Here is a 24281-nt window from a genome sequence, read left to right on the forward strand (position 1 = left end):
GCTTCCTGTTTCAGCGCGACCCGCGCGGGTCCAGCGCGTCGCGCAGCCCATCGCCGAGCAGGTTGAAGGCGAGCACCACCACGAAGATCGCCAGGCCCGGGAAGATGGCGAGCCACGGCGCCGCCTCGATGAAGCGCTGCGCCGAGTTCAGCATGGACCCCCAGGACGGCGCGGGCGGCTGCTGGCCCAGGCCAAGGAAGCTCAGCGACGCCTCGGCGATGATCGCCTCCGCGATGGCAAGCGTGCCCTGCACCAGCAGCGGCGGCAGGATGTTCGGCAGGACGTGCAGCACCGCGATGCGCCAGGGCGGGTTGCCCAGGGCGCGCGCCGCCTCCGCCCAGTCCGTCCCCGTCGCCTCCAGCGCCATGCCGCGCGCGAGCCTGACAAAGACCGGCGAGATGGAGATGGCGATGGCGATCATCGCGTTCTCCAGCGCCGGGCCGAGGAAGGCGGCGAGCGCGATAGCGAGGATCAGGAAGGGGATGGACAGCATCGCGTCCGAGATGCGCGAGATGACGGCGTCCACCCATCCCTTCGCCAGCCCGGCGACCAGCCCGACCGGCACGCCGATCACCACCGCCCCCAACACTGCCACCACCCCGGCCATGAGCGAGGCGCGGGCGCCGAACAGCACGCGCGACAGCACGTCGCGTCCGTTCTCGTCCGTGCCGAAGGGGTGCGCCCAGGAGGGCGCCTGCCGCAGCCGCGACCAGGAGGTTTCCAGCGGGTCGTAAGGGGCAATCCAGGGCGCCAGCAGCGCCGCCAGGACGAAGAGCGAGACGACGACGAGCCCGAACATCGCCAGGCGGTGCCGCAGGAAGCGGCGCAGCGCCCGGCGGCCGGGGCTTTCCCCGGCCTCGGCCAGCGACGCGCTCATGTCTGCCGCATCCGCGGGTTGATCGCCATGTAGAGGAGGTCCGCGATGAGCGAGAGGGTGACGAAGATCAGCGCCGTGGCCAGGACGACGCCCTGCACCACCGGGTAGTCGCGGTTGAACACCGCATCCACCACCAGCTTGCCGAAGCCGGGGATGGTGAAGATCTGCTCGGTCAGGACAGCGCCGGCCAGCAGCTTGCCGAACTCCACTGTGCCGAGCGTCACCACCGGAATCAGCGCGTTGCGCAGCGCGTGGCGGAACACGACGCGGCGTTCGGCCAAGCCCTTGGCGCGGGCGGTGCGGACGTAGTCCTGCGCCAGGGCGGACAGCATGGCGGCGCGGGTGTGGCGCATCAGGATGGAGGCGACGCCCGTGCCGAGCACGAAAGCCGGCATGATGGTGGTGGCCAGCGACTGCACCGGGTCCTCCCAGAGCGGCACGTAGCCGGAGGGGGGCAGCCAACCAAGCTGCACGCTGAACAGCAGGATCATCATGATGCCAAGCCAGAAATTCGGCATGGAGATCCCGAACAGCGCCACCCCGTTGATCAGCCAATCGGCCGGGCGGTCCTTCCAAACGGCCGACAGCACGCCGAGCGGCACGCCCAGCGCCACGCCGATGACGAAGCTCATGGAGGCGAGCTGGAAGGTGACAGGCAGCTTGGACAGGATGAGTTCCGCCACCGGCAGGCGGATGCGCCACGAGAAGCCGAAATCCCCGTGCAGCACGCGCCAAAGCCAGTGGAGGTACTGCTCGACCAACGGGCGGTCGAGCAGGAGTTCGCTCCGGATCTGCGCCAGCACTTCCGGGTCGCCGCGCTCCTCACCGGCCAGGATCAGCGCGGGGTCGCCCGGCATCAGTTGCTGCAGGGCGAAGACCAGCACCGACAGGATCAGCAGCGTGGGGATGACCTGCCCCAGCCGGCGGAGGAGGAAGGCGGCCATTACTGCAGGCGAAGCCCCTGCGGACGGATCAGCCCGTCGGGGCTCACGCTGAAGCCCTGCAGCCGCGCCGTGTGGGCGACGATGTTCTTGCGGTGCCACAGGTAGATGCGGCTGCGGTCCTGCCGGATCGCGATTTCCCAGATGCGGCCGTACAGGGCGCGGCGCTTCTCCGCATCCTGCTCCACCCGCGCCTCATCCAGCAGCCGGTCCACCTCGGGGTTGGAGTAGCGGCCGTCATTCTGCGGCCCGCGGGAATGGATGAAGGTCCAGGTGTTGCCGTCCGGGTCCACCCGGCCCGACCAGGCAAGCAGGTAGGCCTCGAACTCGCCGCGCGTCGCGGCCTGGAGGCTGCTGGCGAATTCCATGGCGTTGATGCGGACGTCGAACCCGGCCTCGCGCGCCATGGCCTGCACCACCTCGCCCACCTGACGGAGGTCGGGGTTGTTGGGCACGGTCAGCTCGACCCGGACGGGGGTCTGCACGCCCGCCTCGCGCAACAGGGCGCGGGCTCGCTCCAGGTTGCGGGGCTCGGGCTGGAAGGCGCGGACGTGGAAGGGATTCGCGGGGGGGACCGGCTGGGCGGTGGGGGTGTACATCCCCTCGAAGACCACCTGGTTCAGCGCGTTGCGGTCCAGCGACAGCTCAAAGGCGGCGCGGACCCGCGCATCCTGGCCGAGCGGCGTCTGGGCTCGGGCGCCGTTGCCGATGTTGAAGGTGATGCTCTGGTAGCCCAGCTCGTCGCTCACCGCGACGCGCAGGCGGGAGTTGCGGCGCACCGCCGCCACGTCGTCCGGGTCGATGGTCTGCACGATCTCCAGCGCGCCCGACTGAAGGTTGGCGAGGCGAACCGTGCTGTCCGGGATGGGCTGGAAGGTGACGCGCGGGATGTGGATGGCCGCGGCGTTCCAGTATTCGGGGAAGCGCTCCAGCACGATGCGGTCCTGGGCGATGCGCTCGGCGAAGCGGTATGGCCCGGCGCAGACCGGGCGGTTGCCGAAGTTGCGCCCCGCCGCCTCGGCCGCCTTGGGCGAGACGATCATGCCGGCGCGGTCGGTCAGCTGGGACAGAAAGGCGGCGGAAGGCTGGCGCAGCCGGATGCGGACGGTGCGCGGGTTCACCACCTCCACCGCTTCCATGATGCCGATCTCGCCGCGGCGGAAGGAACCCTGCATGGTTAGGTGGCGGTCGAGCGAGTAGCGCACCGCCTCGGCGTCCATCGGCTCGCCGTCGTGGAAGCGCACGTTGTCGCGCAGCGTGATGACGAGCGTGCGTGGATCCTCCCACCGGTGCCCGGTGGCGAGTTGCGGCACGATCTCCAGCTTGTCGTTGATGTCGAACAGCTTGTCGCAAAGGCTCGCGAAGACGATGCGCCCGACAAAGGTGCGCGCCAGGGTCGGGTCGAGGATGTCCGGGTCCTCGCGCAGCCCGATGCGGAGGTTCTGCCCCTGTGCCTGGGCGTCGTGCGCGGCGGCGCCGAGGCCGAGCGCCGCACAGGCGGTGAGAAGAACACGGCGGAATGTCATGGCGTCGTCTCCCGGTCGAAGAAGGATTGCAGGTGGCGCAGTCGCGCATCCGGCTCCGCCTCGCGCAAGGGCGGGGCAGGGGGAAGCGAGTCCTGGAAGTGGCAGGCGGCGCGGTGGGTGAGGCCGTCCAGCTCCGGCTCCACCTCGCGGCAATAGGGCTGCGCGAAGGGGCAGCGCGTGTGGAAGCGGCATCCGGAGGGCGGCGCGACGGGCGAGGGGATGTCGCCCTCCAGCATCGCCGGCTTCTGCCCCTGGCCCGGCACGGCGGCGAGGAGCGCGCGGGTGTAGGGGTGGCGCGGGTTGCGGAACAGGGCCTCGGCGGCGCCCTCCTCCACGATCTTGCCGAGATACATGACGGCCACGCGGTCGGCGACCTGACGCACCACGCCGAGATCGTGGGAGATTAGGATGAAGGTGAGCCCCAGCTCCTTGATCAGCCCGGCCAGCAGGTTCACCACCTGCGCCTGCACCGAGACATCGAGCGCGGAAACCGGCTCGTCGCCGATGATCAGCTCCGGCTCCGAGGCGAGCGCCCGGGCGATGGCGATGCGCTGGCGCTGCCCGCCGCTGAACTCGTGCGGCCAGCGCCGCGCCAGCTCCGGCCGCAGCCCGACGCGGGACAGGAGCTCGGCCACGCGCTCCCGCTCGCGCCCCTTGTGCAGCCCGTGCAGCTTCAGCGGCTCGGCGATCGCCGCCTCCACCGTCATGCGCGGGTCCAGGCTGCCGAACGGGTCCTGGAAGATCAGCTGCATCCGGCGGCGGCGCTTCCGCAGCGCCGAAGCGGAAAGGGCGCGCAGATCCTCGCCCTCGAAATGCAGCGTGCCGGAATCGGGCTCGATCAGCCGCAGCAGCAAGCGGCCGAGCGTGGACTTGCCGCAGCCGCTTTCGCCCACCACGGCCAGGACCTCGCCGCGATACACGAAGAGGGACACGCCATCCACCGCGCGCACCGCGCCCTTGGCGCGGCCCAGCGCGTCGCGGATCGGGAAGTGGCGGACCAGCCCCTTCGCTTCCAGCAACGCGGTCATGCCGCCAGCGCCGCTTCGAGGGGCGCGCGGATGCAGGCGGCGCGATGCGCCTCCTCCAGGGGGCGGAACTCCGGCTGGCCGGCGTCGCAGGCAGCGATGCTGAACGGGCAACGTGGGGCGAAGCGACAGCCGGGCGGCGGGCGGTACAGGTCCGGCACGGTGCCGGGAATGGAGGCGAGGCGGCCGCGCTTCTCGTCCAGCCGCGGCGCGGCGCCCAACAGGCCGATCGTGTAGGGGTGCTCCGGCCGGTCGAAGAGGCGGGCGGCGGGGGCCTGCTCGGCCATGCGGCCGGCATACATCACCAGCACCTCCTCCGCGTGGTCGCGCACCACGCCCAGGTCGTGGGTGATGAGCACGACAGCCGTGCCCGTCTCGCGCTTCAGCTCGTCCAGCAGGGCGAGGATCTGCGCCTGCACCGTCACGTCCAGCGCGGTGGTCGGCTCGTCCGCGATCAGGAGCTTTGGGCGGCAGGCCAGCGCCATGGCGATCATCACGCGCTGGCGCATGCCGCCGGAAAGCTGGTGCGGGTATTGCCGGGCGCGGCGCGCCGCCTCGGGGATGCGGACGCGCTCGAACAGGGCGATGGCGCGCTCCGTCGCGGCGCGGAGGCTGACGCCCTCATGCGCGCGGATGGCCTCCGCCACCTGGTCTCCGGCGGTGAAGGCCGGGTTCAGGCTGGTCATCGGCTCCTGGAAGATCATCGCCATGTCGCGGCCGCGCGCCGCGCGCCGTCCCGCGTCGTCCAGGGGCTGCCCGGCGAGGCGCACCGTCCCGCCGACGCGGGCATTGGGCGCCAGCAGCCCCATCACCGCGAGGGAGGTGACGGACTTCCCGCAGCCGCTTTCCCCGACGATCGCCAGGGTGCGACCGGGCGCGACGCGGAAGGACACGCCCTCGACCGCGCGCAGCGTGCCGCGATCGGTGCGGAAGGTAATGGAGAGGTCCTCGACCTCAAGCGCCCAGGGGGTTGCGGACATGAACCGGGAATGACCGCTGTGCCGCGCCGGCGCAAGAGGCCAGCGCAAGGCTGCTTCGCACCCGCAGCAGGGCAATGCCGCATGCCCGGGCAGGCTGCCGCCGCGGAGGGCGGCAGCCGTACCGGATGCCCGTTACCCCGCCGTCGGCTTCAGGACTCCGCGCCGCACCTGGTCCAGTTCGATGCTTTCGAACAGGGCGCGGAAATTGCCTTCGCCGAAGCCCTGGTCGCCCTTGCGCTGGATGAGTTCGAAGAAGATCGGTCCTAGGACGGTTTCGGTGAAGATCTGCAGGAGGCGTCCGCCGGAGGGGGAGCCGTCCATCAGGATCCGGTTGCGCGCCATCCGCTCCAGATCCTCGCCCGTGTCCGGCAGGCGCTGAGGCAGCAGCTCGTAATATGTGTCGGGCGTGTCGAGGAAGCGCACCGCCTGCGCCCGCAGCCCCTCGACCGAGGCGTAGATGTCCTCCGTCCCCATGGCGATGTGCTGGATGCCCTCGCCGTTGTAGGCGCGCAGGTATTCCTCGATCTGGCTCTTGTCGTCGCTCGACTCGTTGATGGGGATGCGGATCTGGCCGCAGGGGCTGGTCATCGCCTTGGATTTCAGCCCGGTCAGCTTCCCCTCGATGTCGAAGTAGCGGATCTCGCGGAAGTTGAAGAGGCGCTCATAGAAACCGGACCAGGCGTCCATGCGGCCGCGATGGACGTTGTGCGTCAGGTGGTCGATCACCGTCAGCCCGTTGCCCTTGGGGTGCCTTTCCGCCCCGTCCTCGAAGCGGAAATCCACGTCGTAAATTGAGCCCTGCGGCCCGAACCGGTCCACGAAATAGATCAGGCTGCCGCCGATCCCCTCAATGGCCGGGATGTTCAGCTCCATCGGGCCGACCCTTCCGTGGAAGGGGCGGGCGCCGAGGCTCACCGCGCGCTCGAAGGCCGCGGCCGCGTCGGCGACGCGGAACGCCATGGCGCAGGCCGAAGGGCCGTGCACCCGGGCGAAGGCCTGGGCGAAGCTCGCCGGCTCGGCGTTCAGGATGAAGTTCACCTGCCCCTGGCGCCAGAGCGACACGTCCTTGGAGCGGTGCCGCGCCACCTGGAGGAAGCCCATGCGCGAGAAGACGTCGCGCAGTTGCGCCTGGTCGGGGCCGGTGAACTCGACGAATTCGAATCCGTCCGTGCCCATCGGATTGGGGTCGCAGACGCGGCCCGCCACGTCGGTCCTGTCGGGAGGGATGTCCATGGTCGTGTCGCTCCTAGAGGCGTGTGTCGCCGGGCAGGATGGCGCCGGCTGGGATGGGTTCGGCGTCGCGGGCGCGCAGCAGTGCCTCGGGCAGGGTGTCGAGCAGGTCGAACAACTCGCCGTAATCCTCGATGACGAAGTAGAGAGGCTGGAGGTCGTCGATGCGGTATTCCGTCCGCAGCACGCGGTCCGGCGCGAAGCGCAGGCGCGGCACGGCGGCGGAGGTGGCGTGCACCGTCTCCTTGGCCGAGGACAGGATGCCTGCCCCATAGGCGCGCACCTCGCCCCCTTCCTCGATCAGCCCGAATTCCACCATGTGCCAGTAGAGGCGCGCCAGCATGCGGACGGCGCCATGGCGCTGCGCGAATTCCCCGACCGCTCCGTAGCCCTGCAGGAAATCGGCGAAGTGCCGGTTGGTCAGCAGCGGCACGTGGCCCAGGAAGTCATGGAAGATGTCCGGCTCTTCCAGGTAGTCCATCTCCTCCGGTCGTCGGATCCAGTTCGTGACCGGAAAGCGCCGCGCCGACAGATGAGCGAAGAACGCGTCCTCCGGAATCAACCCTGGCACGGCGACCAGGGTCCATCCCGTTTCCCGCAGCTTGTCCGATGCGCGGGCGAGGTTGGGGATGCCCTGCGCGCAGTCGAGCCGCGCCACGCCCTCGCGGTAGGCGCTGGCAGCGTGGCGCGGGAAAAGCGCCATTTGCCGGCGATGGAGTTCGCGCCACGTCGCGTGGCCGCGCGTCGGGATCGCGGCATGAAGCTGCGGCAGCGTGTAGTCCGGCGCGGCGGAAGCATAGTCGCCGCGCAGGTTCGGGGCGGGGGCGATTGCCTTCATCTTCATGAAATACCCTGGCGGCCCGGGTGGTTTTCGGCGATCTTGGCCATGACAAGCCAGGATCGCGCCGGATTTCACTCGGGGAGGACCATTTCGTGGCGAAATCCGCTCCAGTTGCGCTGGACGCCACGGACCGGCGCCTCCTGCGCGCCTTGCAGCGCGACGGGCGTATCCCTGTCGTGGCGCTGGCCGAGCAGGCCGGGCTTTCCCCGACCCCCTGCCAGCGCCGCATGCGGCGGCTGGAGGAGGAGGGGGTGATCCAGGGCTATGCCGCGCGGCTGGACCCGGCGCGGCTGGGCCTACCCTTGCAGGCCTTCATCCAGGTTTCCCTGGTCAGCCACGCGGAGGAGGTGGTGGAGCGCTTCCACGCCGCGCTGGCGCAGCGCCCCGAGGTGCTGGCCGCCTACACGATGAGCGGCGAGATGGACTACCTGCTGCACGTGTTGGCGCCCGACATGGAGTCTTTCGGTGAGTTCGCCACCCGCGCCTTGCTGCGCATGCCCGGGGTGAAGGAGACGCGCTCCTCCTTCGTGCTGGCGACGCTCAAGCCGCCGGGGGAGGTGCCTGTGTGAGCGCCTCGCGCGACACCGAGCGGAACTCCCGCCGATGCAGCTCGCGCAGCACCAGCAGGGAAGCGAGCACCAGCGCGACGGGATGCACGATCCAGGCGAGGGCGGCGAGGCCGAAGTAGTAGGCGCGCAGCCCGGTGTTGAAGTGGCGCGCGGCGCGATTCAGCACCTTGGCGGCTGCCTCTGCCTGGCCGGAATGGCCCGGCCCGGGCGGGATCGCCCCCACGACGATGGAGGCGTAGTTGAACTGCCGCAGGGCCCAGGTGAGGTCGAAGAAGGCGCGGATGAAGATGAGGACGAGCAGCCCGATCCGCATCTCCCACGCCCAGTCGTTGGTCGGCGGCGCGGCGAAGGGGAGGGAGGACAGCACGCGGTGACCGAGGTCCGGCGCGCCCAGCAGGGCGACGAGGCCGCCCAGGATGAAGATGGAGGTGTTCGCCAGGAAGGACGTCGAGTTCATCAGGTTGCCGATGATCTGCGTGTCCATGATCCGGTTGTCGCGCTCGAGCAGCGCAAGCATCCATCGGCGCCGGTACTCGTCCATCGCGGTGATGACGGAGCGGGCGCGGATGGCGGGCACGCGGTCCACGACGGCCGCATAGCCCGCCCAGCACAGGGAGAAGACGGCCAGCGCCAGGATGTCCAGCGCCGGCAGCCCCCACCACATGCGATCAGGCTGCCTTCATGGCCTTCTGCAGGTTCTCGTCCAGCGCGGCGAGGAAGGCCTGGGTGTTGAGCCAGGGCTGGTCCTTGCCGATCAGGATGGCGAGGTCCTTGGTCATCTGCCCGCCCTCGACCGTCTGGATGCACACCTTCTCCAGCGTATCGGCGAAGGCCGTCACGTCGGGGGTGTTGTCGAAGCGGCCGCGATAGGCGAGGCCGCGCGTCCAGGCGAAGATCGATGCGATCGGGTTGGTGCTCGTCTCGCGGCCCTTCTGGTGCTCGCGGTAGTGACGCGTCACCGTGCCATGCGCCGCCTCGGACTCGACGGTGGAACCGTCGGGGGAGAGCAGCACGGAGGTCATCAGGCCGAGCGAGCCGAAGCCCTGCGCGACGATGTCGGACTGCACGTCGCCGTCGTAGTTCTTGCAGGCCCAGACATAGCCGCCTTCCCACTTCAGCGCGCAGGCCACCATGTCGTCGATCAGGCGGTCCTCGTAGGTCAGGCCGGCGGCCTTGAACTTGTCGGCGAACTCCGTGTCGAAGACGCGCTGGAAGATGTCCTTGAACTCGCCGTCATAGGCCTTGAGGATCGTGTTCTTGTGGCTGAAGTACACCGGGTAGTTGCGGGCAAGGCCGTAGTTCAGGCAGGCGCGCGCGAAGCCCTCGATCGAGGCGCGGGTGTTGTGCATGCCCATCAGCACGCCGCCGCCGGCCGGGAAGTTGGTCACTTCCATGGTCACCGGCTCGCCGCCGCCGGCGGGCGTCCAGGTCAGGGTCGCCGTGCCGGCGCCAGGGATCTTGGTCTCGGCCGCGCGATAGATGTCGCCATAGGCGTGGCGGCCGACCACGACCGGCTTGTTCCAGTGCGGCACCAGGCGGGGCACGTTCTGGCAGATGATCGGCTCGCGGAAGATCGTGCCGTCCAGGATGTTGCGGATCGTCCCGTTGGGGGAGCGCCACATCTTCTTCAGGCCGAACTCCTTCACCCGCGCCTCGTCCGGGGTGATGGTGGCGCACTTCACGCCCACGCCGTACTGCTTGATGGCATTCGCCGCGTCCACCGTCACCTGGTCGTCGGTCTGGTCGCGATACTGGATGCCGAGGTCGTAATACTTGAGGTCGACGTCGAGGTAAGGAAGAATCAGGCGGTCCTTGATGAAGCCCCAGATGATGCGGGTCATCTCGTCGCCGTCGAGCTCGACGACGGGCGTCTTTACCTTGATCTTGGCCATTTCGGTGCTTGCCCTCTGAACTCCGCAAAACTGGGGCCCCGTGCGGGGTCAGTCCGCTTCTGCTTCCAATGCGGGGCGCACATTCGCATCGCCCTGTCCTGCCATCAAGCCAGCCCCGTAGAATCACCGATTGCAACTCTGGGTCGCATGATAGATTCTTTGCACCCGGATCGAGCGCATCATGCAGCAGATTTCCACCATAGCCCGCCCCCCGGTTGGCCGAGATCAACGAGATTTGAGGGTGCCGACTGGCAAGCCCGACTTCGGTGACGCATTGCTGGCAGCTTGGCCACGCCCGGCTGCCATACTGGACGCGTCTGGCCGGCTCCTCGCCTGGAATCGCGAATTCGCGCGCCATGCCCAGCCGGAGGCGCTTTGGCGCGGCCGTTCCTTCTCGGGGCGCGAGTTCATTGCCCGCCTGTTGGAAAACGGCTGCACCCTCCTGGAGTGGGACCCGGAGGAAGCAGCGATGAGCGAGGCGCGCCGCCTTTGCGAGGAGGAGGTTTCCGCCAAACTCGACAGCCTCAATGCCGCCTTCGCGTTGCGCGACCTCCGGGCGATGCACGCCAACGCGCATGCGCTGCGCGGACTGGCCGCGAATTTCGGCATGGCGACGTTGCTCCCGCCGTTGCAGGCTTTGGAGGAGGCCTGCCGTGCGGGAAAGGAAGGCGCCGTCGCCGAAGCGATGGCGCAGCTGCGGAAGGAAGTGGGGCCAGCCCTCCAGGCTTTCGCCGCCCAGCTCGGCTGACCCCGGAAAACGTCAGCCCAGCTTGTGGCCTGCCATCGTCTCGATGGCCTGCACCAGCCCCGAATGATCCCAGCCATCGCCGCCCATGGCGACGCAGGCGGAGAAAAGCTGCTGCGCCGAGGCGGTGTTGGGCAGGGCCACGCCCAGTTCCTTCGCCGATTGCAGCGCCAGGTTCAGGTCCTTCTGGTGCAGGGCGATGCGGAAGCCGGGGTTGAAGGCCCGGTTGATCATGCGCTCGGCATGGACCTCCAGGATGCGGCTGTTGGCGAAGCCGCCCATCAGCGCCTGACGGACCTTGGCCGGGTCGGCCCCCGCCTTGCTCGCAAAGACCAGCGCCTCGGCCACCGCCTCGATGTTCAGCGCGACGATGATCTGGTTGGCGACCTTGGTGGTCTGCCCGGCGCCGTTCGGCCCGACCAGGGTGATGTTCTTGCCCATGGCCTGGAACAGCGGCAGGGCGCGCTCGAAGGCCGCTTCCGGCCCGCCGACCATGATGGTCAGCGCGGCATTGCGCGCGCCGACCTCGCCGCCGCTCACCGGCGCGTCGAGGTAGTCGCAGCCCTTCTCGTTCACGCGCGCCGCGAAATCCTTGGTCGCGGTTGGGCTGATGCTGGACATGTCGATGACCAGCTTGCCGGGGGACAGGGCCTCGACCACGCCGTCCACGCCGAGCAGCACCCGCTCCACGTCGGGGGTGTCGGGCACCATCAGGATGATGATCTCGGCCGCCTCGGTAACGGCCTTGATGTCGGGCAGGATGGTGAAGCCGGAGCGCGCCTCGGGCTTCAGGCTGGCGCGCTCCGGCGCCAGGATCTCGTGGCCCGCCTTTTTCAGGTTCTCGGCCATGGGCTGCCCCATGATGCCGAGGCCGATGAATCCGATCTTCATGCGTCGTGCTCCCGATATTTCTGCATCCAGCCCAGCCCGGCGAGGGTCTCGCCCTTGGGCCGGTACTCGCAGCCGATCCAGCCGCGATAGCCCATGGAATCGATGGCGTCGAAAACGAAGTCCCAGCGCACCTCGCCCGTGCCCGGCTCGTTGCGGCCCGGCGTGTCGGCGACCTGCATGTGCGCGATGAAGGGCAGCAGCTCCTGCGCCCGGCGCGTCACGTCGCCTTCGGTGATTTGGCAATGGTACAGGTCGAACTGGAGGCCGACACGCTCCGGCCCCAGCGCCTCGATAATGGAGGCCGCTTCGGCGGTGGTGTTGAGGAAGAAGCCGGGGATGTCGCGATGGTTGATCGGCTCGATCACCGGCTTGACGCTGGCCTTCGCGCATTCCTCGGCGGCGAAGTCCAGGTTGGCGGCGTAGGTGGCCAGCAGCGTGTCGCGCGCCCCGCCGGCGGGCGCGAGCCCGGCCATGACGTGCAGCCGCGGGCAGCCGAGCGCCGTGGCGTAGTCCAGGGCGCGCTTGATGCCGTCGCGGAACTCGGCGCGCCGCTCGGGCAGGCAGGCCATGCCGCGCTCTCCCGCGTTCCAATCGCCGGGCGGGGCGTTGAACAGCACGTTCTGGAGGCCGCTGCCCTTCAGCCGCGCCGCGATCTCCTCCGCGGGGTGCTCATAGGGAAAAAGGAACTCCACCGCCTCGAACCCCGCCGCGCGGGCGGCGGCGAAGCGGTCGAGAAAGGGAAGCTCGTTGAACATCATGCTCAGATTGGCCGCGAATTTCGGCATTCTCCCCTCCCGGATGCTGGCGCGCGGAGGCTAGGCCGACCGGCCCCATCCGTCCATCGCGCGCCTAGGCGCAAGCTGCCGACCGCTGCACCACGTCTGAGGCGCGGAAGCCAAGCGCGCGGAGCGCGCCCAGCGCTTGAGGGCGGAAACGACCCCTCAAGCGTTCCCTGCCAGGTAGTCCATCGCCGCGCGGACGCCCTCGGGGCGGTGGGGGACGCCGGCGACGCGCAGCCCCATCTCCACGCCGGACAGCGTGCCCATCAGCGCCAGGTCGTTGAAGTCACCCAGGTGGCCGATGCGGAAGACGCGGTCGTTCAGCTGCCCCAGCCCGTTGCCGAGCGACATGTTGAACTTCTCCAGGATGGCGGCGCGGAGCGCGTTGGCGCTGTTGCCCTCGGGCACCCGCACGGCGGTCAGGCTGCTGGAGTAGTGGCGCGGCTCGTCGCACTGGATCTCGAGGCCCCAGGCGCGCACGGCGCGGCGCGTCGCCTCGGCGTGGCGATCATGCCGGTGGAAGACGTTGTCCAGCCCTTCCTCCAGCAGCATGTCCACCGCCGCGTCCAGCGCGTAGAGCATGTTGGTGGCCGGGGTGTAGGGGAAGAAGCCGGTCGCGTTGGCTGCGATCATCGGCTTCCAGTCCCAGAAGGAGCGCGGCAGCTTCGCCGTCTCGCTGGCCTTGAGCGCCTTGGCGCTCACCGCGTTGAAGCTCAGCCCCGGCGGCAGCATCAGCCCCTTCTGGGAGCCGGCCACGGTCACGTCCACGCCCCACTCGTCATGGCGGTAGTCGATCGAGCCGAGCGAGGAGATGGTGTCCACCAGGAGCAGTGCCGGGTGGCCGGCGGCGTCGATGGCCTTGCGGACCTCGTCGATGCGGGAGGTGCAGCCCGTGCTCGTCTCGTTGTGGACGACGCAGACCGCCTTGATCTCGTGGCCCTTGTCGCCGCGCAGATAGGCCTCGATGGCCGCCGGGTCGGCGCCGGAGCGCCAGTCGCCTTGGAGGAACTCGGGGCGAAGCTGCAGCCGCTCCGCCATCTCGCGCCACAGCGAGGCGAACCAGCCCGTCTCGCTCATCAGCACGCGGTCGCCGGGGGAAAGGGTGTTGACCAGCGCCGCCTCCCAGGCCCCGGTGCCGGAGGCGGGGTAGATGATGACGTGCGACTGCGTCTTGAAGACCTGCTTCACCTTGGCGAGGATCGAGGCGCCGAGCTTGCCGAAATCCGGGCCCCGATGGTCCATGGTCGGGTTGTCCATGGCGCGCAGCACGCGGTCGGGCACGTTGGTCGGGCCGGGGATCTGCAGGAAGTGACGGCCGGCGGCGGGCTTGCTCTGGTAGTAGGCCATGGGAAGGCTCCTCGAAACGTGGCCCCTTCCTGCCGCATCCGGGGCCGCATGGCCAATGAGTTCGGCTGTTGGCTGCGATGAGGATTATCCATCTGACGGGCGCGGCCGCCCGCGCTAGATACCCGGCATGAACGCGATCACCCTGCCCAAGAACCGCATCGGCGATTCCCGCCTGGCCGAGCGCCTGCGCCGCGAGACGGAGGGCGAGGTGCTGTGGACCGAGGGCGACCGCGGCCGCTACGCCACCGATGCCAGCATCTATCAGGTCGAGCCCATCGGGGTGCTGGTGCCGCGCAGCGCCGCCGACGTGGAGGCTGCCATCGCCATCTGCCGCGAGGAGGGGGTGCCCGTGCTGCCGCGCGGCGGTGGGACCTCCCAATGCGGGCAGACGGTGAACCGCGCCCTGGTGCTGGACTGCACGAAGCACCTGCGCCGCGTCCTGTCCGTCGAAGGCGACACGGCGCGGGTGGAGCCTGGGATCACGCTGGGCGCGCTGAACGACGCGCTGAAGCCCAAGGGCGTGTTCTTTCCAGTGGATCCCTCCACCTGGGCGCGTTGCACCATCGGCGGCATGGCGGGCAACAATTCCTGCGGCTCCAAGTCCATCCGCTACGGGCTGATGGCCGACAACGTGCGCGCCATCGACGCCATCCTGGCCGACGGCTCGCGCCACGTCTTCGGCGAAAGCGCGCCCAACACCGACCTCGTCGCCCGGCTGCATGCCCTGGGCGAGCGCGAAGCGGCGGAGATCGCCGAGCGCTTCCCGCCCGTGCTGCGCCGCGTCGGCGGCTACAACCTAGACGCGCTGACGCCGGATGCGCGGGCGAACGGCCGGGGCAACCTGTCGCGCCTGCTGGTGGGCAGCGAGGGGACGCTGGCCTTCTCGGCCGCGCTTGACCTCAAGCTCTGGCCGATCAAGCCGCGCAAGGTCGTGGGGATCTGCCAGTTCCCCACCTTCCGCCGCGCCATGGAGGCGGCGCAGCACCTGGTCCAGCTGGACCCGGAGGCGGTGGAGCTGGTGGACCGCACCATGATCGAGCTGGGCCGCTCCATCCCCATCTACCGCAAGACCATCGAGGGGATGCTGATCGGCGAGCCGGACAGCCTCTTGATCGTGGAGTTCCACGGGCACGAGGATGCGCCGCTCCTGCGCGGCCTCGATGCGCTGGACGACATGATGGCGACGCTGGGCCTGCCGGGGCAGGTGGTGCGCGTCACCGACGCCGCGACCCAGGCCGCCGTGGCCGAGGTGCGCGAGGCCGGGCTGAACATCATGATGAGCATGAAGGGCGACGCGAAGCCTGTCTCCTTCATCGAGGATTGCGCCGTCCCGCTGGAGGACCTGGCCGACTACACGGAGCGGCTGACCGGCGTGTTCGACCGGCACGGGGTGAAGGGCACCTGGTACGCTCATGCCAGCGTCGGCTGTCTGCATGTCCGCCCGGTGCTGAACATGAAGGATGGCGGCGACGTGCGCCGCATGCGCGAGATCGCCGAGGAATGCTTCGCCCTGGTGCGCGAGTACAAGGGCAGCCATTCCGGCGAGCACGGCGACGGCATCGTCCGTTCCGAGTTCAACGAGCCGATGTTCGGCTCCCGCATGGCCCGCACCTTCGAGGAGGTGAAGGACATCTTCGACCCCGGCGCGCTGCTCAATCCGGGCCGCGTCGTCCGGGCGCCCAAGATGGATGACCGGACCTTGTTCCGCTACGCGCCGGAATACGGGCCGCGTACCGCGGGGCAGCCGGTGCTGGACTGGTCGGAGCATCCCGGCTCGCTGCTCGGTGCGGTCGAGATGTGCAACAACAATGGCACCTGCCGGAAGTTCGACGCCAACGTCATGTGCCCCTCCTTTCGCGTCACGCGGAATGAGCGGGACCTGACGCGGGGCCGCGCCAACACGCTGCGCCTTGCCCTGACCGGGCAGCTGGGGCCGGAAGGGCTGGCGAGCGACGCGGTGATGGAGGCGCTTTCGCTTTGCGTCTCCTGCAAGGGCTGCAAGCGCGAATGCCCGACTGGCGTAGACATGGCGCGCATGAAGATCGAGGCGCTGGCAGCGCGACGCGCCACGCATGGCCTCGCGCTGCGCGACAAGCTGCTGGGCCACCTGCCGCGCCTGGCGCGCTGGGCAAGCCGGGCGCCCGCCGTGCCGAACGCCCTGTTCGGGATGAAGGCGCTGCGCCGCTTGGCGGAGCGGAGCCTGGGCCTCGCCGCCGATCGCCATTTCCCGGCCTTCCTCTCGGACATCTTCCGCGACGAAGAGGCCCGGGCCGAGGGCAGCAAGGGCGAGGTGCTGCTGTTCGGCGACAGCTTCAACCGCAACTTCGAGCCGGAGAATCTCCGCGCCGCGGTGCGGGTGCTGGGCGCCGCCGGCTACACGGTCCGCCCCGCGCGGCACCCGACCGAGTCGCGCCCGCTCTGCTGCGGCCGCACCTACCTTGCCGCCGGGATGGTGGAGGAAGCGAAGCGCGAGGCGCGGCGCACCATCGAGGCGCTCTCCGGCAGCGACGCGCCGGTGATCGGCCTGGAGCCCTCCTGCCTCATGACGCTGCGCGACGAGTTCCCGGCCCTGCTGCCCGGCGAGGCGAGCGCTAAGCTGGCGAAGCGCGCCCTGCTGGCGAGCGAGTGGCTGGAGAAGAGTGGAGGGCCGGAAGGGCTGAAGCCCGTCGCCCCGGCCGCGCATGTGCACGGGCATTGCCACCAGAAGGCCTTCGGCGCATTCCCGGCGGCGGTGAAGACGCTGCGCGCGGTGCCGGGAATGGAGGTGAAGCCCATCGCCTCCTCCTGCTGCGGCATGGCGGGCGCCTTCGGCTACGAGGCGAAGAACCAGGAGGCGTCGAAGGCCATGGCGGAATTGTCCCTGCTGCCGGCGGTGCGCGCCGCCGCGCCGGAGGAGGTCGTGGTCGCGGACGGCTTCTCCTGCCGTCACCAGATCCGCGACCTGTCGGGCCGCGAGGCCATCCATTCCATCCGCCTGCTGGAGCGCGCCCTGTGAAAGACGACATCCTCGGCTTCTGGTTCAGCGACGGCCCGGACGGCTATCGCCGCGCGTGGTTCATGCGCGACGACAGCTTCGATGCCGAGATCCGCGAACGCTTCGGCACTCTGGTGCGGCCGGCGCGGGAAGGGCGGATGGATGACTGGGCGGACACGCCGGAAGGGGCGCTGGCGCTGCTCCTCGTTCTGGACCAGTTCCCGCGCAATCTTCATCGCGGCACGCCGGACGCCTTCGCCAGCGACGCCCATGCGCGCGAGGTCGCACGGGCGTCGGTGCTGGAGCGGCAGCACGATCTGCGCCTGACGCCGACCCAGCGCGTGTTCTTCTACCTCCCCTTTGAGCATGGCGAGGCCATGGCGGACCAGAACCTGTCGGTGGCGCTGTTCGAGGGGCTGCGTGACCACCCGGCCCATGCCGCGTCGGGGGGAACGATCGACTATGCGTGGCGCCATTGGGAGGTCATCCGACGCTTCGGGCGCTTCCCGCACCGCAACGCGACGCTGGGCCGCGAATCGACAGAGGCCGAGCGCGCCTACCTCGCACAACCCGGCGCTGGGTTCTGAGGCCCGGCCGGCGCTTCCAGCGCCTACCGAATCCGGCTTCGCTGACCGGTACTCTCGCCCGCGCGGAAAGCCCGAAAGGACTTCGCCATGAAACTCGTCGGCCGCATGCTCTCGCCCTTCGTCCGTCGCGTCGCAGTGACGCTCAATCTCTACGGGATGGAGTGGGAAAGCTTGCCGCTCTCCGTCGTCACGGAGTGGGACAAGATCCGCGAGGTGAACCCGCTCGGGCGCGTGCCGGCGCTGATCCTGGATGGCGGCGAGATGCTGGTGGACAGCAGCGCCATCCTCGACCACCTCGACGAGGTGGCGGGAGAGGCGGCGCTGAGGCCCCGCTCCGGCGCGGCCCGGCGGGAAGTGTTGCGCGCCACGGCCTTTGCGCTCGGCGCGACGGAAAGGACCGTTGCGGCCTTTTACGAGAGCGCGCGCCGGCCGGAGGAATTCCGGTGGCAGCAGGGCATCGCCAACCAGGTCGCAACCGCGCTCGCGGCGCTGCGCACGCTCGACGAGCGACTGGCGGGTTCGGACTTTCTCGCCCTGGGGCGCCTGACCCAGGCCGACGTGACAACGGCGGTGCTGGTGGACTTCATCGAGACCACCATGCCGAAGATGGCTGGCGACGTGCCGTCGCGGGTGCGTGCCCTGCGGGACCGCTTGCAGGACGATGAACGATTCGCCTCCACCCGGTTTCAGGGTTGACCGCTGCTGTAAAAATTTCCTTGACATCCAAAAAACTGCGCTCGCAACCCCTGGCCTGCCTCGCGCTTTCCGGGAGCAATGCAATCGGAAATTTTTTGTGCGGTGCAGCAAATAGGTCTTGCGGCCTGACCTGTTCGTCTTACCATTTTTCGCAACAAAGGGAGTGAACGCGGCACGGCCCGGGGGAAGGCGATTTCCCCTGATCGAAGGAGGGTCGGATGCTTCGTCGTTCCATTCTTGCCGCGGCCCTGGCCGCGCCCGCCATCCTGCGCGCCGGTCCAGCCAAGGCGCTGGAACCTGTCGATGTGGAGCTGGTCCTCGCCGTCGACGTGTCCCGCTCCGTGGATGCCGAGGAGCAGGAGATGCAGTTCCGCGGCTATGCCAGTGCCTTCCGTGACCCACGCCTCGCCGAGGCCATGATGCGCGGCCCGGTCGGCAGCGTCGCGGTCACCCTGTTCACCTGGTCCGACTGGAACATCCAGGAGCACCTCGTGCCCTGGATGCTGCTGGACAGCCCCGCCGCCTGCGAGCGCTTTGCCCACTTCTTGGACACCGCGCCCCGCCGGACGCATCTCTACACCTCCATCTCGGGTGCCATCGACTTCGCGGCCGGGCTGTTCGGGCAGGGCTATGAGGGGACGCGCCGCGTCGTGGACATTTCCGGCGACGGCATCAACAACTCGGGCCGCGATATCGCGCTGGCGCGGCAGGAGGCGCTGGACCAGGGCATCGTGCTGAACGGCCTCGCCGTGCTGGACCGCACGCCGCCCCCCGCAGGGCTCGGCCAGATGCAGCCGCTGGACGAGTACTACCAGGAGCGGGTGATCGGTGGGCCCGGCGCCTTTCTGATGGTGGCGGAGGGCTTCGAGAGCTTCGAGCAGGCGGTGCGCCGCAAGATCATCCGCGAGGTCGCTTCGGTCCCGGCGCCCGGGCCGCGCGTGGAACGCGCTTTCGCCTGAGGGCGGCGACTCGCTGGACGCAGCCCGGCGGCCCCGGCATCGTTTCCTTCCAAGGGAAGAGGGAACGACATGCCCGTACGGATCTGCCTGCACAGCCTGCCGCCTCGCCAGGGCTGCCCCGTCTCCATGCTGGCCGGGCGGCGCCCGCCCGGGGCGCGCTGAGCGATGGCGGAGATCGACCACATCGTCCTCGGTGCGCGGACGCTGGAAGAAGGCGCCGCCTTCATCGAGCGCGAGCTGGGCGTGAAGTGCCAGGCGGGCGGCATCCACGAGGGCGCGGGCACCCACAACATGCTGCTCGGCCTCGGCCCCGATTCCTATCTGGAGGTGATCGCGCCCGACCCCAAGCAGCCGCAGCCGGTCCACCCGCGCCTGTTCGACCTCGACGAGCCTGCCGTGCGGCTGATGCTGGAAACGGGGCCGGCGCTGGTCGGCTGGGTCGCGCGCACGGGGGCGATGGACGCGTTGGTCGCGCGCCTCGGCCCGCGCGGCGGCGAGCTGCGGGAGATGCGGCGCGGCGACCTGCACTGGCGCATGGCCATCCCGCCGCAGCGCCAGGACATGGACAACCTCGTCCCCGCGTTGATCGAGTGGCGCGGCGAGCGCGCGGGCAAGCGGCTGCGTGACAGCCATTGCCGGCTTCTCGGCCTCGAAGCGGAGCATCCCGAGGCCGATCAGGTCCTGGCGGCGCTGGCCGATCGCGGGCTGGAAGGGGCGATGCGGGTCCGGCGCGGCCCTCGGCCGCGTCTCATCGCGCGGCTGAAGACGCCGGATGGGGGCGAGAAGGTCCTGACAAGCGCCTGATTGGCGAAGACGCCTTCGCCGATCCAACCGGGGCTGCCAAGTCATCCCTCCCGCCCCGGTCGAAGACATGTTAGGAAGCCGTCAATGCGGCTTCCTTTTCATTTGGCGTCATGCTGGGCGCGGCGTGTAGCGCCAAACGCTCGCGGGCGGAAAGTTCAGCGGCGTGAAGGCCACGCGGGTCGCGTCGAGGCCCAGCTTCCGATAGGGCAGGGGCGAGGTCGCGCAGTAGGTGTAGAGCAGGAAGCCCTTGCCGGGAGCCACCGCCTCGACCGCATCCACGAAGGCCTGTTGCCGTTCCAGCGGAAGCAGCACCAGCGGGATGCCGCAGATCGCCGTCCCGATCCGGCCGTGCATCGCGGGCGGCAATGCGGCGCGGAGGTCGAAGGCATCGCCCTGCACCACGTTCACGCCGGGCAGCGAATCGCGCAGGTACCCGGCCATCTCCGGCACGATCTCGACCACCGTGAGGCGCGAGGCGGGCACTCCATGCTCCAGCAGGGCACGCGAGATAACGCCGGTCCCGGCGCCCAGCTCCAGCACGTGCTCATCCGGCTCGCGCCGCACCGCGGCCGCGATCTTGCGGCAAAGCGTCCGCGACGAGGGGATGATGGACCCCATCTGCAGCGGATTGCGGAGCCAGCGGCGGAAGAAGAGCGCCTTGTTGGCCTCCTCGGAGCCGGGGTTCAGGGTGATGTCGGACATGCGGCGGGGGCCCTTGTGTTGAGGGGGGCGGAATGACCGCGCGCATCCTTGCGGTGGATGACATCGCGGCCAATCTCCGCCTGATCGAGGCGAAGCTCGTCAGCGAATATTACGAGGTGATGCTCGCCTCCAGCGGCCCGGAGGCCTTGCAGACGGCTTTCACGCAACTGCCCGACATCATTCTCCTCGACGTCATGATGCCGGGGATGGACGGCTACGAAGTCTGCCGCGCCCTCAAGGCCGACCCGAGGACGCAGCACATCCCAGTGGTGATGGTCACGGCCCTCACCGACAGCACCGAGCGGGTGCGCGGGCTCGAGGCGGGGGCCGACGACTTCCTCACGAAACCCGTGGACAACGCGACCCTTTTCGCGCGGTTGCGGGCGCTGCTGCGCGTGAAGCAAGTTCAGGACGCCTGGCGCCTGCGCGCCGAAACGGCGCAGAACCTGGGCGTGGAGGGGCTGAGCGGCCTGGATGTCCCGATCTCAGGTGCGGCGGCGCTGCTTCTGACGGCGGATGCGCGCGAGGCTCTGACGGTCACGGAGGCTCTGGCGCAGGACGGCGTTTCCGTCGCCTCCGTTTCCTCGGCCGAGGAGTGCTGGCGCCAGGTGACGGAGCGCAGCTTCGACCTCGTCCTCTTGTCCCTGTCGGAGGAGGGGGCGGAGGAGCTGCGCATCGCCTCCCGCCTGCGCGCCCATGCGGGAACGCGCGACGTCCCCCTACTGCTCCTCGCCGAGACGACGCAGAAGCAGCAGGTGCTGCGCGGCTTCGACCTGGGGGCAAACGACCATTGCTTCCGCCCGGTGGACTCCAACGAGCTTCGCGCCCGGGCGCGCAACCAGATCCGCCGGAAGCGCTTCCAGGAGCGGCTGAAGACCGAACTGGACCGTTCGCTCGAACTGGCCGTCACCGACCCGCTGACCGGGCTGCGGAACCGGCGCTACGTGCGCCGCCACCTGGACGCGCTGCTCCGCTCGGAGGAGGCGGCGGTGCTGCTGCTGGACATCGACCGCTTCAAGTCCATCAACGACACGCATGGCCATGGGGTGGGCGACGTCGCGCTGAAGGAGGTCGCCGGCCGCCTGAAGTCGCAGGTGCGCGTGGCCGATGTCGTGGCGCGCTGGGGCGGCGAGGAATTCCTGATCGTGCTGCCGAATGCCCGCGCGCCCTTCGCGCTGATGGCGGCGGAGCGGCTGCGGGAGGTGGTGTCGGCTGACCCCGTGGTCGCGGCGAATATCGTCCTGCCGGTCACGATTTCCATCGGGGTCGCGACGGGCGTGGCCGGAACCCTGGCGGATGCGTTGATCGAGCAGGCGGACCGGGCCCTTTATCGGGCGAAGGCCGAGGGGCGGAATTGCGTCCGCGTGGCGGAGCCGGTCACGGGGTGAACCCATCCGGCGCCGCCGGGCTCAGGCGGCCTCGCTGGCCGCCCGGCGCTGCTTACTTGATCTTGCCTTCGCGGAAGACGACGTGCTTGCGCGCGACGGGATCGTACTTCTTCAGCTCCAGCTTGCCGGTCGCGGTGCGGGCATTCTTCTTCGTGACGTAGTAGTAGCCCGTGTCGGCCGTGCTGTTCAGCTTGATGAGGATGGTGTTGGCCTTGGCCATGTCGGTGGTCTTCGCGCGCTGTGGGAAATCGGAAAGGCGTTTCTAGCGCCCGAGACCCAGGGGTCAACCCTTTCTTCGGCGCCCCCGCCCCGAGATCGTCGCCGGGGCCCCGCCCATCTGGAGGTCGAAGACCAGGGAGCCGGTGGTGGGATTGGCCTCGCGGAGCCTCGCCTCCACCGGGTCGCCCAGGGACAGGACCTGGCGGGAATGGCGGCCCAGCAGGCGGCGATTGCCTTCCTCCACGAGCCAGTGGTCGTCGGGCAAGGCCTTGATGGGCACGAAGCCGCTGGCACCCGTCTCCTCCAGCGTCACGAACAGGCCGAAGGGATGGATGCCGGAGATGCGGGCGGCAAAGGTGGCGCCCACCTTGTCGGCCAGGAAGGCGGTCAGGTAGCGGTCCACCGCATCCCGCTCGGCCTGGGCGGCGCGGCGCTCCGTCCCGGTGATGTGCTCGCCCGTCTCGACGAGGCGGGCGGCCTCAGCCTCGGTCAGCCCATCCGTGCCGAGCTTCAGCCCGCGCACCAGGGCGCGGTGCACCAGGAGGTCCGCATAGCGCCGGATCGGGCTGGTGAAATGGGCGTAGCGGGCAAGGGCGAGGCCGAAATGCCCAATGTTGTCCGGCTCGTAGGCCGCCTGGGATTGCGAGCGGAGCACCGTCTCGTGGACCATCCGCGCCTCGGGCCGGCCCTCCACCTGGGCCAGCAGGCTGGCGAAATCGCCAGGGCGCAGCTGGCCCTGCGGGTTCAGCGACAATCCCAGCGTGGACAGGAACTCGCGCAGGGAAAGCAGCTTCTCCTCGCTGGGCGGCGCGTGGATCCGGTACATGCAGGGCTGGCCCAGCCGCTCCAGCTCCTCCGCCGCGCAGACATTGGCGGCGACCATGAACTCCTCGATCAGCCGGTGGCTGTCCAGGCGCGGGCGGGGCGAGACGCCCAGAACCTTGCCGTCCGGGTCCAGCTCGACCTTGCGCTCGGGCAGGTCGAGCTCCAGCGTGCCGCGCCGTTCCCGGGCCGCCAGCAGGGCGCGGAAAGCGCCGTAGAGGCGTCCGACATGGCCCCGCTCCAGCGCCTCCGGGTCGGTCCCCGCATCATGATGCGCCTGCACCGATTCATAGGTGAGCCGCGCGAAGGAACGCATGAGGCCACGCCCGAAGCGGTGCGCGGTCTTGGTCCCCGACTTGTCGAAGCGCATCTCGACGAAGAGGCAACCGCGCTCCTCCTCCGGCTTCAGCGAGCACCAGCCGTTCGAGAGCGCCTCGGGCAGCATGGGTACGACGCGGTCGGGGAAGTAGACGCTGTTGCCGCGCGCCCAGGCCTCGCGGTCCAGGGCGGAGCCGGCCGTCACGTAGTGGGCGACATCGGCGATGGCGACGACGACTCGCCAGCCTTCGCCATCCGGCTCGGCGAAGACGGCGTCGTCGAAGTCGCGCGCATCCTCGCCGTCGATGGTGACCAGGGGGAGGTCGCGGAGGTCGGTGCGCTTGCCCAGCGCGACGCCCCGCGCCCGCTTCGCCTCGGCCAGTGCCTCCTCCGGGAAGACGTCCGGGATGCCGTGCTGGTGGATGCAGATCAGGGAAACGGAACGCGCCTCGCCCGACATGCCAAGCCGCTCCACCACCCGCGCCGGGCGCAGGCCGAAGCCGGTGGAGGGGAGGGCCTCGGCCAGCACGATCTCTCCATGCTCGGCGCCGCCATGCTCGCCCTCCGGCACCTCCCATTCCGCCTTGTGGCGCCGGTCGGTGGGGGTGATGCGACCCTTGTTGTAGATGCCCAGCACCCGACGGGCCTCGCCGGCCGTGCCCAGGCGCTTCAGGGTGCGGCCTTCGTATTTCTCGCCGGAAACGTGGTGCAGCCGGGCCAGGACCCTCTCGCCGGGGGCGAGGGCGGGTTGGCCGCGCCGTTCCGCGTGCATGTAGACGATCGGCCGCCCCTCGCCGCCCCAGTTCACGGGGCGGGCGATGGCGTCGCCATCCGGGTCGGTGCCGGTGACTTCCACCACCGCCGTGTCGGGCAGGCGTTCCGGCGCGCGCAGGGTGCGCTTGCCGACCGGCGCAGCGCCGCCTTCGGCCGTGATCTCGGAAAGAAGCTGGCGCAGCGCGGGGCGCATCTCGGTCGGAAGGCCGAAATGCCGTGCGATCTCCGTCTTGCCGACGCGGCCCTGCGCCTGGGCGAGAAAGGCGCGGATCTCGGCGCGGGAGGGCAGCGCGTCGGTGCGCGGCGCCCCCTTCACCTTGGTGCGTGGCGCGCGTGTCGCCTTCGCCTCCGGCCGCGCCTTGTGGCCTTTCGCCGGGGGGCCGCGGCGCACCAAC

Annotated in this window: 23 protein-coding genes; 8 read left to right on the plus strand and 15 right to left on the minus strand. The window is 69.7% G+C overall.

Annotated features, from left to right (window positions below; genetic code table 11):
• Positions 1-10 precede the first annotated feature (10 nt).
• From OF850_RS16705 to phhA, 7 genes are all read right to left on the minus strand, one after another.
• Entirely contained in the window at positions 11-877 is an 867-nt protein-coding gene (locus OF850_RS16705) for an ABC transporter permease (RefSeq protein ID WP_301591457.1), read from the minus strand.
• Positions 874-1821, minus strand: coding sequence for an ABC transporter permease (locus OF850_RS16710; protein WP_301591458.1), 948 nt, complete (start codon positions 1819-1821; stop codon positions 874-876). The genes OF850_RS16705 and OF850_RS16710 overlap by 4 nt, the downstream gene beginning before the upstream one ends.
• A complete protein-coding gene (locus tag OF850_RS16715; RefSeq protein WP_301591459.1) occupies positions 1821-3344 on the minus strand; it encodes an ABC transporter substrate-binding protein in 1524 nt (507 codons plus the stop codon). Before OF850_RS16715 ends, OF850_RS16710 begins: the two co-directional genes overlap by 1 nt.
• Positions 3341-4372, minus strand: coding sequence for an ABC transporter ATP-binding protein (locus OF850_RS16720; protein WP_301591460.1), 1032 nt, complete (start codon positions 4370-4372; stop codon positions 3341-3343). Before OF850_RS16720 ends, OF850_RS16715 begins: the two co-directional genes overlap by 4 nt.
• On the minus strand, positions 4369-5349 hold the full coding sequence (locus OF850_RS16725) for an ABC transporter ATP-binding protein (RefSeq protein WP_301591461.1): 981 nt from the start codon (positions 5347-5349) through the stop codon (positions 4369-4371). Before OF850_RS16725 ends, OF850_RS16720 begins: the two co-directional genes overlap by 4 nt.
• A gap of 132 nt (positions 5350-5481) precedes the next feature.
• Positions 5482-6582 carry a 4-hydroxyphenylpyruvate dioxygenase gene (hppD, locus tag OF850_RS16730; protein WP_301591462.1) on the minus strand — a complete coding sequence of 367 codons (1101 nt, stop codon included), beginning with the start codon at positions 6580-6582 and terminating at the stop codon, positions 5482-5484.
• A gap of 13 nt (positions 6583-6595) precedes the next feature.
• Positions 6596-7423: a phenylalanine 4-monooxygenase gene (gene phhA / locus OF850_RS16735; RefSeq protein ID WP_301591463.1), complete on the minus strand. Its 828-nt coding sequence runs from the start codon at positions 7421-7423 to the stop codon at positions 6596-6598.
• 89 nt (positions 7424-7512) lie between these two features.
• Between phhA and OF850_RS16740 the strand changes: the two genes are divergently transcribed.
• Positions 7513-7989 (plus strand): Lrp/AsnC family transcriptional regulator, encoded by a 477-nt coding sequence (locus tag OF850_RS16740; protein ID WP_301591464.1) that lies wholly within the window; start codon positions 7513-7515, stop codon positions 7987-7989.
• On the opposite strand, the gene OF850_RS16745 is transcribed toward OF850_RS16740, so the two are convergent.
• Complete coding sequence (locus tag OF850_RS16745) at positions 7961-8653, minus strand: DUF599 domain-containing protein (protein WP_301591465.1); 693 nt, start codon at positions 8651-8653, stop codon at positions 7961-7963. The genes OF850_RS16740 and OF850_RS16745 overlap by 29 nt on opposite strands.
• Before the next feature lie 4 nt (positions 8654-8657).
• A complete protein-coding gene (locus OF850_RS16750) occupies positions 8658-9881 on the minus strand; it encodes an NADP-dependent isocitrate dehydrogenase (protein WP_301591466.1) in 1224 nt (407 codons plus the stop codon).
• Positions 9882-10122: 241 nt separating this feature from the next.
• Here OF850_RS16750 and OF850_RS23740 point away from each other — a divergent pair, with 241 nt between their 5' ends.
• Positions 10123-10629: an Hpt domain-containing protein gene (locus OF850_RS23740; protein WP_301591467.1), complete on the plus strand. Its 507-nt coding sequence runs from the start codon at positions 10123-10125 to the stop codon at positions 10627-10629.
• A gap of 12 nt (positions 10630-10641) precedes the next feature.
• Here the strand turns inward: OF850_RS23740 and OF850_RS16760 are convergent, their stop codons facing one another.
• The 3 genes from OF850_RS16760 to OF850_RS16770 form a co-directional block, all read right to left on the minus strand.
• The gene (locus OF850_RS16760) at positions 10642-11517 is read right to left on the minus strand and encodes a 2-hydroxy-3-oxopropionate reductase (RefSeq protein WP_301591468.1); all 876 of its coding nucleotides are present in this window, start codon (positions 11515-11517) and stop codon (positions 10642-10644) included.
• Positions 11514-12302, minus strand: coding sequence for a 2-oxo-tetronate isomerase (gene otnI / locus OF850_RS16765; protein WP_301591469.1), 789 nt, complete (start codon positions 12300-12302; stop codon positions 11514-11516). Before otnI ends, OF850_RS16760 begins: the two co-directional genes overlap by 4 nt.
• Positions 12303-12458: 156 nt before the next feature.
• On the minus strand, positions 12459-13643 hold the full coding sequence (locus OF850_RS16770) for a pyridoxal-phosphate-dependent aminotransferase family protein (RefSeq protein ID WP_301591470.1): 1185 nt from the start codon (positions 13641-13643) through the stop codon (positions 12459-12461).
• 127 nt (positions 13644-13770) lie between these two features.
• Here OF850_RS16770 and OF850_RS16775 point away from each other — a divergent pair, with 127 nt between their 5' ends.
• The 5 genes from OF850_RS16775 to OF850_RS16795 all read left to right on the plus strand — a co-directional run bounded on the left by OF850_RS16775 (position 13771) and on the right by OF850_RS16795 (position 19663).
• On the plus strand, positions 13771-16638 hold the full coding sequence (locus OF850_RS16775) for an FAD-binding and (Fe-S)-binding domain-containing protein (RefSeq protein ID WP_301591471.1): 2868 nt from the start codon (positions 13771-13773) through the stop codon (positions 16636-16638).
• Positions 16635-17204 carry a DUF924 family protein gene (locus tag OF850_RS16780; protein ID WP_301591472.1) on the plus strand — a complete coding sequence of 190 codons (570 nt, stop codon included), beginning with the start codon at positions 16635-16637 and terminating at the stop codon, positions 17202-17204. The genes OF850_RS16775 and OF850_RS16780 overlap by 4 nt, the downstream gene beginning before the upstream one ends.
• An 87-nt stretch (positions 17205-17291) precedes the next feature.
• The gene (locus OF850_RS16785) at positions 17292-17900 is read left to right on the plus strand and encodes a glutathione S-transferase family protein (protein ID WP_301591473.1); all 609 of its coding nucleotides are present in this window, start codon (positions 17292-17294) and stop codon (positions 17898-17900) included.
• Between the two features lie 218 nt (positions 17901-18118).
• Positions 18119-18859, plus strand: a complete 741-nt coding sequence (locus tag OF850_RS16790; RefSeq protein WP_301591474.1) for a DUF1194 domain-containing protein — start codon at positions 18119-18121, stop codon at positions 18857-18859.
• Positions 18860-19024: 165 nt separating this feature from the next.
• Complete coding sequence (locus tag OF850_RS16795; RefSeq protein ID WP_301591475.1) at positions 19025-19663, plus strand: VOC family protein; 639 nt, start codon at positions 19025-19027, stop codon at positions 19661-19663.
• 108 nt (positions 19664-19771) lie between these two features.
• Here the strand turns inward: OF850_RS16795 and OF850_RS16800 are convergent, their stop codons facing one another.
• The gene (locus tag OF850_RS16800; protein ID WP_301591476.1) at positions 19772-20365 is read right to left on the minus strand and encodes a class I SAM-dependent methyltransferase; all 594 of its coding nucleotides are present in this window, start codon (positions 20363-20365) and stop codon (positions 19772-19774) included.
• A 32-nt stretch (positions 20366-20397) separates the two neighbouring features.
• Between OF850_RS16800 and OF850_RS16805 the strand changes: the two genes are divergently transcribed.
• Positions 20398-21753 carry a PleD family two-component system response regulator gene (locus tag OF850_RS16805; RefSeq protein WP_301591477.1) on the plus strand — a complete coding sequence of 452 codons (1356 nt, stop codon included), beginning with the start codon at positions 20398-20400 and terminating at the stop codon, positions 21751-21753.
• Positions 21754-21805: 52 nt separating this feature from the next.
• On the opposite strand, the gene rpmG is transcribed toward OF850_RS16805, so the two are convergent.
• Together rpmG and rnr are read right to left on the minus strand one after the other, a co-directional pair.
• The gene (rpmG, locus tag OF850_RS16810) at positions 21806-21973 is read right to left on the minus strand and encodes a 50S ribosomal protein L33 (protein ID WP_207540172.1); all 168 of its coding nucleotides are present in this window, start codon (positions 21971-21973) and stop codon (positions 21806-21808) included.
• 63 nt (positions 21974-22036) lie between these two features.
• Positions 22037-24277 (minus strand): ribonuclease R, encoded by a 2241-nt coding sequence (gene rnr, locus OF850_RS16815; protein WP_368044700.1) that lies wholly within the window; start codon positions 24275-24277, stop codon positions 22037-22039.
• Positions 24278-24281: the final 4 nt, after the last annotated feature.

The organism is Sabulicella glaciei, from assembly GCF_026183895.1.
GTDB classification, from domain to species: domain Bacteria; phylum Pseudomonadota; class Alphaproteobacteria; order Acetobacterales; family Acetobacteraceae; genus Roseococcus; species Roseococcus glaciei.